At 46.6% G+C, this 12,979-nt stretch carries 14 protein-coding genes; 3 read left to right on the forward strand and 11 right to left on the reverse strand.

Annotated elements, in window-relative coordinates; genetic code table 11:
• Positions 1-306 precede the first annotated feature (306 nt).
• The 6 genes from DYE48_RS20595 to DYE48_RS20620 all read right to left on the reverse strand — a co-directional run bounded on the left by DYE48_RS20595 (position 307) and on the right by DYE48_RS20620 (position 4,909).
• A complete protein-coding gene (locus tag DYE48_RS20595) occupies positions 307-1,248 on the reverse strand; it encodes an NERD domain-containing protein (protein WP_167449569.1) in 942 nt (313 codons plus the stop codon).
• A gap of 88 nt (positions 1,249-1,336) precedes the next feature.
• Positions 1,337-2,161, reverse strand: a complete 825-nt coding sequence (locus tag DYE48_RS20600; RefSeq protein WP_115825182.1) for an aldo/keto reductase — start codon at positions 2,159-2,161, stop codon at positions 1,337-1,339.
• A gap of 115 nt (positions 2,162-2,276) precedes the next feature.
• A complete protein-coding gene (locus DYE48_RS20605) occupies positions 2,277-3,116 on the reverse strand; it encodes an SAM hydrolase/SAM-dependent halogenase family protein (RefSeq protein ID WP_208639676.1) in 840 nt (279 codons plus the stop codon).
• Positions 3,117-3,191: 75 nt separating this feature from the next.
• Complete coding sequence (locus tag DYE48_RS20610; protein ID WP_089652896.1) at positions 3,192-3,680, reverse strand: DUF1189 family protein; 489 nt, start codon at positions 3,678-3,680, stop codon at positions 3,192-3,194.
• Between the two features lie 14 nt (positions 3,681-3,694).
• Complete coding sequence (locus tag DYE48_RS20615) at positions 3,695-3,943, reverse strand: YuzB family protein (protein WP_089652897.1); 249 nt, start codon at positions 3,941-3,943, stop codon at positions 3,695-3,697.
• A gap of 33 nt (positions 3,944-3,976) precedes the next feature.
• Complete coding sequence (locus tag DYE48_RS20620) at positions 3,977-4,909, reverse strand: bifunctional riboflavin kinase/FAD synthetase (protein WP_115825184.1); 933 nt, start codon at positions 4,907-4,909, stop codon at positions 3,977-3,979.
• A gap of 141 nt (positions 4,910-5,050) precedes the next feature.
• Here DYE48_RS20620 and DYE48_RS20625 point away from each other — a divergent pair, with 141 nt between their 5' ends.
• Positions 5,051-5,590: an HD domain-containing protein gene (locus DYE48_RS20625; RefSeq protein ID WP_115825185.1), complete on the forward strand. Its 540-nt coding sequence runs from the start codon at positions 5,051-5,053 to the stop codon at positions 5,588-5,590.
• A 40-nt stretch (positions 5,591-5,630) separates the two neighbouring features.
• Here DYE48_RS20625 and DYE48_RS20630 read toward each other — a convergent pair whose 3' ends face one another.
• The 3 genes from DYE48_RS20630 to DYE48_RS20640 form a co-directional block, all read right to left on the reverse strand.
• On the reverse strand, positions 5,631-7,124 hold the full coding sequence (locus tag DYE48_RS20630; protein ID WP_115825186.1) for a UDP-N-acetylmuramoyl-L-alanyl-D-glutamate--2,6-diaminopimelate ligase: 1,494 nt from the start codon (positions 7,122-7,124) through the stop codon (positions 5,631-5,633).
• A gap of 266 nt (positions 7,125-7,390) precedes the next feature.
• Positions 7,391-9,457 (reverse strand): heavy metal translocating P-type ATPase, encoded by a 2,067-nt coding sequence (locus DYE48_RS20635; protein WP_115825187.1) that lies wholly within the window; start codon positions 9,455-9,457, stop codon positions 7,391-7,393.
• A 14-nt stretch (positions 9,458-9,471) separates the two neighbouring features.
• Positions 9,472-9,810 carry an ArsR/SmtB family transcription factor gene (locus tag DYE48_RS20640; protein ID WP_115825188.1) on the reverse strand — a complete coding sequence of 113 codons (339 nt, stop codon included), beginning with the start codon at positions 9,808-9,810 and terminating at the stop codon, positions 9,472-9,474.
• A gap of 204 nt (positions 9,811-10,014) precedes the next feature.
• On the opposite strand from DYE48_RS20640, the gene DYE48_RS20645 reads away from it, so the two are divergent.
• On the forward strand, positions 10,015-10,674 hold the full coding sequence (locus tag DYE48_RS20645; RefSeq protein WP_089652902.1) for a type 1 glutamine amidotransferase domain-containing protein: 660 nt from the start codon (positions 10,015-10,017) through the stop codon (positions 10,672-10,674).
• A gap of 38 nt (positions 10,675-10,712) precedes the next feature.
• On the opposite strand, the gene DYE48_RS20650 is transcribed toward DYE48_RS20645, so the two are convergent.
• Complete coding sequence (locus DYE48_RS20650) at positions 10,713-10,943, reverse strand: hypothetical protein (protein WP_115825189.1); 231 nt, start codon at positions 10,941-10,943, stop codon at positions 10,713-10,715.
• A 160-nt stretch (positions 10,944-11,103) separates the two neighbouring features.
• On the opposite strand from DYE48_RS20650, the gene DYE48_RS20655 reads away from it, so the two are divergent.
• The gene (locus tag DYE48_RS20655; RefSeq protein WP_115825191.1) at positions 11,104-11,520 is read left to right on the forward strand and encodes a VOC family protein; all 417 of its coding nucleotides are present in this window, start codon (positions 11,104-11,106) and stop codon (positions 11,518-11,520) included.
• Positions 11,521-11,572: 52 nt separating this feature from the next.
• Here the strand turns inward: DYE48_RS20655 and DYE48_RS20660 are convergent, their stop codons facing one another.
• Positions 11,573-12,697: an NAD(P)/FAD-dependent oxidoreductase gene (locus DYE48_RS20660; RefSeq protein WP_115825190.1), complete on the reverse strand. Its 1,125-nt coding sequence runs from the start codon at positions 12,695-12,697 to the stop codon at positions 11,573-11,575.
• Positions 12,698-12,979 lie beyond the last annotated feature (282 nt).

A 12,979-nucleotide genomic window follows, 5' to 3' on the forward strand; every position in this document is an offset into this window, starting at 1 on the left:
CGACTCACTCTTCCTGCGCGCGACTCGCTCTTCCTGCGCGCGACTCGCTCTTCCTGCGCGCGGCTCACTCTTCCTGCGCGCGACTCACTTTTCCTGCGCGCGACTCGCTCTTCCTGCGCGCGGCTCATTCTTCCTGCGCGCGGCTCACTCTTCCTGCGCGCGGCTCACTCTTCCTGCGCGCGGCTCACTCTTCCTGCGCGCGACTCACTCTTCCTGCGCGCGGCTCACTCTTCCTGCGCGCGGCTCGCTCTTCCTGCGCGCGACTCACTCTTCCTGCGCGCGTAAAATGTCACCCTAGCTATTGAACTAGAGCACATACCTAACATACCTCCCTCCACCAATAGTACTCTGCGCATATGCAGACAATATCCGGTAAACTACATGCCTGGAGCCTATCCTTAAGAAATCCTGTCCTTCTCTAATGCTCATTGTTTTAGAAACCAGAATAGCATACTCTTTAAGTGCGAGTTCATAAGCATTGACAGAGGTACAATGGCAATGAGCACACTTCCATCGCCTAGGTGTTTTCCTCATAAAATACTTTCCACACTCCGGACACCTCACGCCTTTCTGAAGATCAGAGTAATTCAAATTGAACCGCTTCATATAATCAGGGACAAGCTCTTGATGAGCGTCAGCAAGCGCACGCCCAACACGCATCATTTCAACACGAGTCAGAACTTCTTCCTGATAAAACCCCTTCTTCCTTTCAATCGCACCAACCAACGATGTGGCACGTATCACTTTTTCATGGATACGAGAGTCAAATGAATCAAATTCGAGGGTACACTTTCGATTTGTAAAAACAACTAGGAAATCCACGGGCACGGTAAGACCCATATGTCGCAGTAACCACTCTTCGAGCAAATCTCTCTGCCGTTCCGCCTGCTCCACGGGGTCCTGAAATCCTTCCAGGTCGCGACGCATTTCCTTCTTCTCGCGGTGAATGGATATCTGACCTTTCATGTTTTTAGATTCAATGATCAGGATGAATGTAGGGAATAAGATTAGAGTATCGATTTGGAAAAAGTGGTGGCCATCATGAAGACGAAGGTTATGAAGGATGGAATGAGGTTCTTTCAAGTAGTCGAGGTGAAAATCCAGGGATTGTTCGCCGTGCCAGCCGGCTTGTTTGGTGGAGAGCATTTCTTCCACTTGAGGGGTGACAGGATGGTTTACTTTGATGCGACGCAGCAGCATTTCTAAATGGTTGATATCAGGTGGGATGACGCGAGTTTTTATAATCATGAGTTCGCTCCTTTCCCCTTTATTAAAATGCATCCCAGCCCCTTTGTCCATAAAAAAAGACTGCCAACTAAGGGCAGTCTACCTCTATTTATCGTACGTTCATTTCAGATGGTTTCGGGCCTTTGCGCTCGCCGCGGTCCAGTTTATTGATCGCAGCCATATCGTCGGCTGTCAGGTCAAAATCAAACACGTCGAAGTTCTCTTCGATGCGGGATGGCGTGATAGACTTCGGAATAACGACCGTGTCGTTCTGCAGGTGCCAGCGGATGATGACTTGTGCTGGCGTTTTGCCGTGCTTTTCAGCGATGGACTGGATCGTATCGTTTTTCAATACTTCTCCACCTTGCATCAGCGGGCTCCATGCTTCAAGTAGAATGCCATTGTCGCGGCAGAAGTCTTTCAGCTCGTTTTGTGCCAAGTATGGGTGGCACTCGACCTGGTTGACCGCAGGCTTCACTTCACACTCGTCAAGCAGACGCTGCAGGTGATCGATATCGAAGTTACATACGCCGATCGCTTTGACTTTGCCGTCTTTTTGCAGCTGTTCAAGCGCTTTGTATGTTTCCACGTATTCATCATATTCTGGTGTCGGCCAGTGGATCAAATAAAGGTCCACATAGTCTAACCCAAGTTTATCAAGGCTCGTTTCAAAAGCCTTCAATGTGTTTTCGTAACCTTGGTCTGTGTTCCAGACTTTTGTCGTAATGAACAATTCGTCACGAGCTACACCACTCTGGCGGATCGCTTCACCGACTTGTTTTTCGTTCCCATAAATCGCAGCTGTATCAATCGAACGGTAGCCTGTTTCAATCGCTTTTGTAACGGCTGGAACCGCGTCTTTTTCTTCGACTTGCCAAACACCAAAGCCTAGTTGAGGCATTTCAATGGTGCTATGTAGCGTAACTGTCTTCATTGATCATTCTCCTTTTCTTGTAAAGGTTTTACATGGATAAGTGTAGCACAGCAAGTCCTCACAAGCTTTTATTCTGCTCATAGACAAGAGAAAAACTCCCCGTAGAAGCGGGAAGTCATTTTTCAAAAAGAATGATCCAATTCGATCCTGTACGTATATTGTAAGCCCTGGCAAACGACCCTTGGTTGATGGCCACCGCTAAATTATCGAGGCTGTTCACATAAACGAGTGGCTCGCCTTTATGAGTATCTGCAAACGAACGGCCGAAAGTCATAGAATTATGATAAACCTCATCTCCATTATGCAAAATGGAAACGTTCAGAGTATCACCATATTCAATGTCCATCTTCTTGAAAAAGTCTCTGGGTATGTTCGTCCAGAGGTTGCCGAAACGGATATCCAGGATGTCAATGATACCCGAGACCGTTGATTCATCGACGGCAGGCTCTTTCACAGAAATCCGTTCAATCGAGTCAGAATCAAGCACAGGTCCAACTTCTTCAAAAGTGATAACCCCTGCAGCCAAACGCGCCCCGGTATAGGCATATATATCGCGTCCGTGAAAAGTATAAGACTCCCCTGACCGTGGCAGGCGGTTCACTTTTTCATCAATTTCCCTGACTTCAACGATGCCCTCCGTGCGGGCGATATGAGTCAAGGTTCCATTATCCGGGGTAATGACAAAATGACCGGAACCTGTTTTTACACCAATACTTTTTCGTGTTGATCCTACTCCAGGGTCGACGACAGATACGAATACTGTCCCCTCAGACCAGTAGGCCATCGTCTGCCACAGCCGGTAGGATCCTTCCCAAATATTGAAAGGCGGGATGTCGTGGGTTAAATCGAAGATCGACAATTGATGATCTACAGAATGCGCCACCCCATGCATGGCACTTACGGCTCCATCACTGATTCCAAAATCTGATTGCAAAACTAACGCTCTCGTCATCATATCCCCCACCTTTTCATTAAATAATGAATATTCTAACATATAAAAAAGGCAAATAGAAAAAGTACCTGCAAGAACTCAAGGTTTCGCTGGTACTTTTGGATAAACCGTAATCATCCGGTACATGTAGTAAACAAAGATCGCCATAAAAATAAGGGCGCTGATGGCGTTCGGTACGGTCAAATATTTTAATAATACGCTCAGAATCAAAGGCAGTGTACAAGCATAGGCGGTCAATTTCCACAGCTGCTGGTACGTAAGCTTCCGCGAAAGAACTTTTCGCATGAGCAGACTTCCGCCGGCAAGAATGGATACTCCGACAAGGATTAGAAAAACGATCAGCAAAGGGTAGAAAACGAGAAACTGTGCAATATACATCCCTCGTGATACCTCTGTCAGGTTCGTCTCTAAATACAAGATCGATGTGATCATGTCCGGTAAAAAGAGCAGAAGCAGCAACACGAACAAATAACCGATCGTATGGGTGATGCCTTTCCGGTTCAAGTGGAACATCGCTTCCTTTTTCGGCAAACGCAAGCTGTTGATCAGTGAATCAAAAAATCCCATGGTCTTCCCCTGCCTTATTCAGCGTAAATCGCTAATTCTTCTTCGATTTTTGCACGAATTTTCTGCAATGCTTCTTCGGGTGTTTTTCCAAATACCCGCTGATTATTGACAAGGGCGTACGGACGGAGGGCACACATGCCGCAGAAGGATAGGCATTCACTAATGAGTACCGCCACTTCCGGGTATTCGGATTCAATGATGCTTTCGATATCCATTTCATTGATCAAGTTTCCATCACAAACTTCAACAACGACGATTCCCATGGTGCTTCCTCCTTTCTAAGATGTCAGTATCGTTTATAAGCCTAAAATCGCGCGTGCATTTTTTTCATCTTGGTGCATTTGTTCAATCAATGCATCCATCCCGTCGAAATTCTCTTCATCGCGCATGTGGCGCAGGAATTGGACGGTTACTTTTTGGTCGTACAAGTCTCCGGAAAAATCCAAGAGGTAAGCTTCGACCTTATAGGAATCTCCATTGACCGTTGGACGATAGCCGGCACTAATCAACGTATAATAGTATTCCGGTGCTTCCTGAACTTTTTTCACGAGCCCGAGATAGACCCCTGGCTTCACTTTGACATATTCATCAATTCCTCCGACGTTCAATGTCGGAAAGCCTAATTGTCTGCCAAGCTGCTCGCCTTTTTCCACGACCCCTGTGATTTCAAATGGTCGTCCAAGCATCGCCTGTGCGGCTTCCATCCGTCCTTGTGTTACATGCGTGCGGATATCCGTACTGCTCACTTTTCTGTCGTGAAGCTGGACACCCGGGACGATCGAAACACCGGCACCGATTTGCTGACATAGCTCTGCCAGCCCTTCAGCGTCCGACCCTCTCCCTTTGCCGAAACGGAAATCCTCACCGACGATCACATGGCGGACGTTCAACCGGTTCAAGTGCTGAAGCACGAATTCTTCAGGAGATGTCTTTGCATATTCTTTTGTAAAATGGACGTGATAATAACGATCGACACCGAATTGCTCCAAACGGGTTTGGCGATCTTCAATCGTCGATAGTGAATATTTGAATGATTCATCGCCTCTCAGCACCCATTTCGGGTGATCAGAAAAACCGTACACAGCGATTTTATCTTCCTCTGTCGCCAGCCTTTCTGCCTCCTGGAGGAGAGACTGATGTCCTAGATGAACACCATCCATTTTCCCGATGATTAATACGACGGGCTCTGAGTTGTGAGGCGGTTGTCCTTGTACTTCAATCATTTCCATTTGCAAAGCATCCCCTTCAACCTGTTGATTAAACCTATTAATTATATAATATCCATTCTTATTTAATCAACCTTTATCACTTTTTGCAATCATTCTGCCCCTTTATTTGTTATGATGAACAAAAAAAGGGGCGTGTAGTCGATGATTGAAAAAGCGAAAGCATTCGCAGCCAAGGCCCATCAGGGGCAAAAGCGTAAAAACTCTTCGGAAGACTATGTGGTCCATCCTATCCGGGTGGCGGATCTCTTAAAACAGGCCGGATTCCGTGAAGTGCTGATTTGTGCCGGCTACCTCCATGATGTGGTCGAAGACACCAGCTACACCCTCAAGGATATTGAACGTGAATTCGGTAGGGACATCAGAGATCTCGTCGCTGCTCATACGGAAGATAAAAGCAAGTCATGGCAAGAAAGAAAACAACATACGATCAACACCGTCAGGGAAGCTTCGCTTGAATTGAAAGCGTTGATTATAGCTGACAAGCTGGATAACTTACGCTCTCTGCAACAAGACATCGAAACCTATGGGAACGAGGTTTGGAAAAACTTTAACGCGGGTCCCGATGCACAGAGATGGTACAATCAATCCATCGCTGCCGTGATGACAAACGGACTGAATCCTGAAGAGGTCCCGGATTACTTTTGCGAGTACAAACATTTCGTTGAACAAACGTTTGATTAACAGAAAAACATCCAGTCTCAGGGAGCCGAGACTGGATGTTTTATTGAGCGACCGATGGGTAAAAGCTCTCGATAATTTTTTCATCCGAGTGAGGAATCTCTTCACCTTTGACGATTTGCGAATTGTTGATGCAGCCACTCGTCAAAAGAATAATATCTCCTTCCTTACCTAACTGCATGGATTTACGAACACCTTCTTCTCTCGTGAGTGTTGGATGAATGTTCGACGCATTTGGATTAGTAAAGCCAGTCATCACTTGATCGACCACGGATTGCGGGTCATGATGGCCAGGGTGATCGACCGTGACGATCACTTCATCCGCTTTCCCTTCAATCGCTTTCGCCATCTTCGGCATTTTGTTGAAATCCCGGATGCCAATGCCTGCAATCATGACGATTAAACGTCTGTGATCAAGCTTCTTGACCTCCTCCAGCAACCTGTTCAAGGCTACGGGTGTATGCGCGTAATCTAAAATCACCGTTTGCTTCAGCGGCGTATCAATGACCTGGAATCTCCCTTCCGGCCCTTCCATATTTGGAAGTACGTCCAACACTTCCTCCCAAGAATAGTTCAGATGAAATGCTGTAGCGATCGCGGCCAGTACGTTCGCGACATTGTAGGTGCCATAGACGGGAACGTAGACTTTTTTCGTGTCTCCCTTATAGGTGAGGTCGAACAGAGACCCCTTTTTCATAACCTCAATGTTTTCTGCTGACAAATCAGCCTGTGGGTGACCTTCGATACTGTATGTCAGAAGACCATCCTTCCCCATCGCTAACAGCTCAGGTGCCATTCCTTCATCATCAATATTGACAACACGGTGGTTCGCCTGGTTGAACAAACGCATTTTACATTCCCTGTAATGATCAATCGTCCGGTGGTATTCCAAGTGCTCTTCAGAAAAATTCGTATGGACAGCCACATCATATTGAATGCCCTCTACCCTGCATTGATCGAGAGCAATAGAAGATACCTCCATCACTGCCCCTTCATCGTCCAAGTTTCTGAGGTCACGGAAAATCCGGTGTAGATCCAGGGATTCAGGCGTTGTTGGCGTACTTTTCTTATATTGTAATTTCCGTTTCGATGACCATATCCCTGTCGTTCCAATCGAACCAGTCGGAAGGCCGAGCAAGGTCAATAGTGACCGGATATAGGCTGTGACTGTCGTCTTGCCGTTCGTCCCTGTTACACCAATGGTTTTCAGTTCTTCATCTGCAAAGCCGAAGAAATCCTTTGAAAAAACAGACATGACGGAACGAACATTGTCTACAAGTAAGAAAGTTGTACGGTCATAGATCTGTGAAAGCTCCTCCAACACCTTTTCATCACTGCCGATGATTGTGGCAGCTCCCAGGCCGATGGCTTCTTCGATATATTCATGACCATCAAAATTCTCCCCTTTCAAACAAAAAAAAGCGGCTGCTGGTTCGACTCTTTTTGAATGAAAAGCAAGAGTCCTCACCTCTTGTTGAAGGGGGCCGTAAATATGTTTGATATGAAGTTTTTTTATATTTTCGAATTGTATCTTCATAGCCATTATCCTCACTCATTATATATGGTTTATCGTCGTCTTTTCGCAGCAAAAGTATGTATGGAAGGACGGATGGTTTTGACGGAAACAAAGCCACTATTTACCGTACGACCATGAGATACGTTTCCCTTTCCTGACCCCGCCGCAAACACAAAAGACCCGCACAAAACAAAAACGGTCCACTCAGCCTACATTTCTTCCAAATAAAACCACACCAGGTCATCCATTATTTGGATGACCTGGTGTGGAAGATAAATCCATATGAGTCACTCATCTTTCATAAGAAGGATGGTCAGACTGATGAGCGTGACAAGAATCGTTGCTCCCATATCAGCTAGAATGGCGAACCAAAGGGTGAGCCATCCTGGAATCGTGAGAAGAAGGGCGATCACTTTCAAGCCGAGGGCGATACCAATATTCCATTTGACGACGGCATTCACTCGTTTCGCAATTCGGAATGCATTCGGCAGTTTGCCGAGGTGGTCCTGCATGAGAACGATATCGGCAGTTTCAATCGCACTGTCCGTTCCTTTCCCCATCGCAATCCCTAAATCAGCCATCGCGAGAGCAGGCGCATCATTGATCCCGTCTCCAATCATGGCGAGTTTGGAGTTTCTTTTTAATTCGTCGACTTTTTCTACTTTTTGATCTGGCAAGAGCTGTGCATGGACATCGGTGACACCGATCTCTGCAGCCACTTTTCCAGCCGTCTTCTCGTGGTCACCGGTCAACATGATCGTATGTTTGATGCCTAAGGAATGGAGACGTTTCATAAGCGTACGGCTTTCTTCCCGCACTTCATCCGCTACTCCGAACATTCCGAGTACTTCTTTTTCGTCAGAAATGATAACAAGGGTGAATCCATCTTCCTTCAGCTTGTCGATGTCTGCTTTTACATCCTCTGAGACAGTTAGATGCGTCAATGTCTGTTCGCTTCCCACATAGTACGTCTTTTCTTCAATGACCGCTCGAACGCCTTTCCCAGGAATCGTATCAACAGAGGAAGGTTCCAAAGAATTCGCCTGTTGAACACGTGAATCTTCTAAGATCGCTTTCGCAATCGGGTGGGAGGAATTTCTTTCAACAGCTTGAGCCACTGAAAAGAAACGCCCCTCTTCATAAACATTCACTGCGCGGACCTTAGGTTCTCCTTTTGTCAGCGTACCCGTCTTATCAAAAGCAATGCTTTCAATTTTTCCAAGCTGTTCAAGAAAAGCTCCACCTTTGACGAGAATGCCATTCCGCGCATTTTTCGTAATTCCGGAGAGAATCGCAATTGGAGAGGACAAAATCAATGCACATGGGCAGCCCACAATAAGAACCGCCAGTCCCTGGTAAAAAGAACCTCCCCAGGTTGCAGAGAAAAGCAATGGTGGAAATACCATGACAAGACCGGCCATGACCATGATCAACGGTGTATAGTATTTAGCGAATCTGTTGATGAAAAGCTCTGTCGGTGTCTTCCTCTCCTGTGCTTCTTCCACTAACTGAAGAATTTTAGCGAGGGAAGAGTCATTGTAGGCCTTCGAGATTTCCACCTTCAACAACCCTTCGTTATTAATGCTGCCACCAAATAGCTTTTCACCAGGCTTCTTGTCTACAGGCAGCGACTCCCCAGTGATCGCTGCTTCATTCACAGAGCTGTAGCCAGCCATGACCACACCGTCTGATGGGATTTTTTCACCCGCTTTTACAAGGACAAGATCTCCCTCTTTTAAATCTTCAATTCCTACGACTTCTTCCGTCCCATCTGCCAGAAGTCGTGTCGCTTGTTTGGGAGCAACTTTCAGCAATTGCTCCATCGAACTCCGTGCCTTTTCCATGCCGAGACCTTCCAAATATTCATTCAGCCCGAACAAAATGGCTACAAGAGTCGCTTCTTTCCATTCACCGATCGCCACGGCTCCGATGAGAGCAATTGTCATCAGCGTATCGATGTTAAACTTCAACCTGGATAAGTTTTTCAAACCTTTCCAGAATGTCTGATATCCACTGATCGCAATCGCGGCCAAATACATCCCGATCATGATGAAAGGGGCAACCATTCCTTCCAATAAAAAGGTCGCACCGAAGATGAGCGAGGAAATAATGACGAGCTGCTTCATGTTCGGACCATGACTATGATCGTGGGCTCCCTCATCATCGACAAGAGAAGCGCCGTCGGATTTCAAAATCCGGCGTACTTTTTCCATATCGACGCCGTTTTGAACTCTTAATTTGCTCGATGAAAACTGAAGCTCGGAGTCTTCCCCGTGGTTGAGCTTGCGGATTTCCTCTTCCATTTCTGCTGCGCAATTCGCGCATGATAAACCTTGCAGTTTGTATTCCTTCATTCTCTTTCTCCCCTTTAATGGTGAAGAGCGTGATTGATGGTTTGTTGCAATAGATCGATGACGTGTTCATCATCGTGGGAATAAAATAATGTTGTACCCGCTCTTCGATACTTCACCAAGCGTAGATTTTTTAGAAACCGCAGTTGGTGGGAAACGGTCGATTGGCGAAGTTCTAATGTATCGGCAATTTGATTGACGGACATTTCTTGTTCACATAGTAAATGTAGGATTCTGATTCGTGTCGGATCGGACAACGCCTTGAATGTCTGAGAAACAACGAACAATGTCTCTTCATCCAGTTCATTGACGTGTTTTTTCTCCTGATCTTCTCGTTTATTTTTGTCTTCACTCATGAAATCGACACCTTCCTTATATGCGCATATATTCATATATACACTTATCGTATGCGCAGCATTCCATTTTGTCAATGTACGCTAGCCTATGTTTTATAGATAGTAAAACGGGAAATTCTATCTATGTGCGACAAAGCAGATTGTTTGTCACTGTTGATTTTCACATATTAAAATAACATTCACTACCAAAGGAGGAGTTCAATCATGTCTAAAAAAGTACTGATGGTCGTTACAAACCACGAAAAGATTACGGATGAACAGCCGACAGGAATTTGGCTGTCCGAATTCGGCGAAGCCTACAACGAGTTTCAGAAACATGGCTATGAGGTGACCGTAGCAAGCCCTGAAGGTGGCCGCTCACCTGTCGACCCAGGTAGTGTCAGCGAAGATGAACCACAAGAGATCTTAGATACAAAACCACATTTAGAAAATACAACACCAATCGCGGACGTCGAAGCGGAAGACTACGATGCCATTTTCCTACCGGGTGGTCACGGAACGATGTTCGACTTTCCGGATAATGAAAAGCTGCAAAAGCTGCTTCGTAACTTTTATGAAGCAGATAAAATCGTCGCAGCCGTCTGCCATGGTCCCGCAGGCCTTGTTGGAGCTACCCTGTCTAACGGTGAACCACTGGTCAAAGGAAAACGCGTCAATGCATTTACCGACGCCGAAGAAGTGGAAACAACGCTCGATCAACACATGCCATTCCTGCTTGAGAGCAAGCTGAATGAGTTGGGCGCAACATTTGTGAGCGGCCCAAACTGGTCGGAGCATTATGAAGTGGACGGCAACCTGATTACCGGTCAAAATCCACAATCCACAGAAGTCGTTGCCAAAGAAGTCGTCAAACAACTAAATTAATATGTAAAGGGGTCCTGTGCCACAGGACCCCTTTTTCATTATTCATCGTCGTCTTTCCAACGGCCGAACAAATACGCGTACAGCTTTTGGGCAGCACACACAAATGAAAAGAGCCAGAGAATCAACAGACCGATGACGATCAACCCTTTTATCCATGTCAATCCAGTTACAATTGTAAAAATCGCTGCACCAATTAAACATAGGGTTACAACCACATGCAGAACAAAGGATGACAGGATTTTAAAGCTGTTGCTGATCCAGGCAGGCATAGAAAATCACCTCCTGCTCTACTTTATGTGATAGAGACAAATCAGCTTGTACGTTTTGATAGATTCTGTGAAAAAGGGCTTTTATTGAGAACCACAAGAGAGCTTGATGGGCGTCCATATGTTAAAATGGGTCTCAGAATTGCAGCAGAGGAGAATGAACGTGGAAAAAAGACTGGATCATATTGGAGTCGCTGTCCGCAATATCGAAGACAGCATCACTTTTTATACCAAAGTCCTTGGCGGAACCTTGATTGACCGTTATCGAAGTGAAGCAGAAGGAGTAGAAAGTGAAATCGCGATTATTAATATCAAAGGCGATCGTACAGAATTATTGATGCCTACGAATAATACAACCTCCCCCATCGCCCGCTTCATTAAGCAAAAAGGAAAAGGGGTCCATCACATTGCCTATGATGTCGGCGACTTGGACGCAGCATTGAAAGAACTAGAGGAGCAAGGCATCCGGACCCTGGAATGGTCATTACGGACAAATAAACACGGACGACGTCTCATTTACTTGAATCCGGCTGATACAGAAGGAACGATCATCGAGTACTGTGACTATCCAGAGAAATAATGAAAAATCCTTGCAGCTTAATTAAGCTGCAAGGATTTTTAGATGGAGACATTCACTCAGAACCAAGCGCTTCCGATACGTCATAATCCTCCGGGGCAAGCTCGGTTTCTTTTCCAAGGACCAGACGAGCAAGTTCTGCGCCAACATAAGGGCCGGATGTAAGTCCAGAAGCTCCAAGACCATTAGCGACATATAAATTTGACCACTCAGGAATACCACCAAAAACAGGCAGGGACCCGGGCGTAAACGGTCGGAAGCCTACACGCGTTTCAGCAAAAGTGCTGTCATGAAGACCAGGAGCCACTTCAAGCGCCTTATCAAAAACATAATGAAGGCCGCCTACGGTTGAACGTCCATCGAAACCGGCATCGGTTTCATGCGTGGCACCAATGACAACACGGCCGCCCCCGAAGGAAAGCATGTACTGATTGTTCGGTGGCATAATAACAGGCCAATCTTCCGTTTCCGTATTCGGCAGATCCAAATGAACGATTTGTGCTTTTTGAGGGTGAACGAGAAAATCAATGCCGAGCGGCTTGAGAATCGGTTTCGCCCACGCACCAGCTGTGACAATCACTTCTTCCGCTTCGTGACGTACGCCGTCCACTTCGACAGCGGTCACCTTCTGTCCTTCATGAATAAGGCTCGCATCTCCATAAATCCTTTGTACCCCATATTTCTCTGCTACACGAAGAAGGGCATCTCTCAACTCACGGCCATTGACGCGTGCCGCACCACTGACATGAATCGCGTCGTATCCATCCCCGAGCGGTGGAAACACCTTTTTCGCTTCTTCTGATGAAATCCTTGTAATTTCACCGATTTCAGGAGCGCCATCTTCTCTTCGCTTCAACGCGCGCTCAATCGTTTTTTCTAATTTAGCTTCATCCCTTTGGAGACTGATTGCACCGACACGACGGTAGCCTGTCCGTGTTTCCCCTTCCGCTTCAAGCTGACGGATCAGTTCTGGATAGTAACGGGCGCCGCCTTTGACGAGACGGTACCAGCGCTTGTTGCGGCGCTGAGCGAGCCACGGGCAGACGATTCCAGCAGCTGCTTCTGTCGCCTGTCCCTCATCTTTGCGGTCGATGATTTTCACGTCGACGCCTTCTTTTGCTAAGTGATAAGCGGTGGATGCGCCTAGCACTCCCCCGCCGACAACGATATATTTCTTCATAGGTAAAACACCTTTTCATTCGTATTTTCATTTCCATGACCATTGTATAGAAAAAGAAACCTCCACTCAAATCCCTATTCAACAAAATAGCAGGATTGTGGAAGACTTGATTTCGAGATGTTTTGGGATTCGTTTGCCGTGTTGAGCGTCAGGGATGGCTGGGAAGCAACTCGCTTTCCTGCGGGGATGACGGCAAGCCTCCTCGTGCTTCGCACTGCGGGGTCTCGCCAGCCAATCCATTCCCGCGGGAGTCTCGCAGCTTCCCAACCACCCCATTCGGTC

It is taken from the genome of Halobacillus trueperi, assembly GCF_003386945.1.
Taxonomy (GTDB): Bacteria; Bacillota; Bacilli; order Bacillales; family Halobacillaceae; genus Halobacillus; species Halobacillus aidingensis.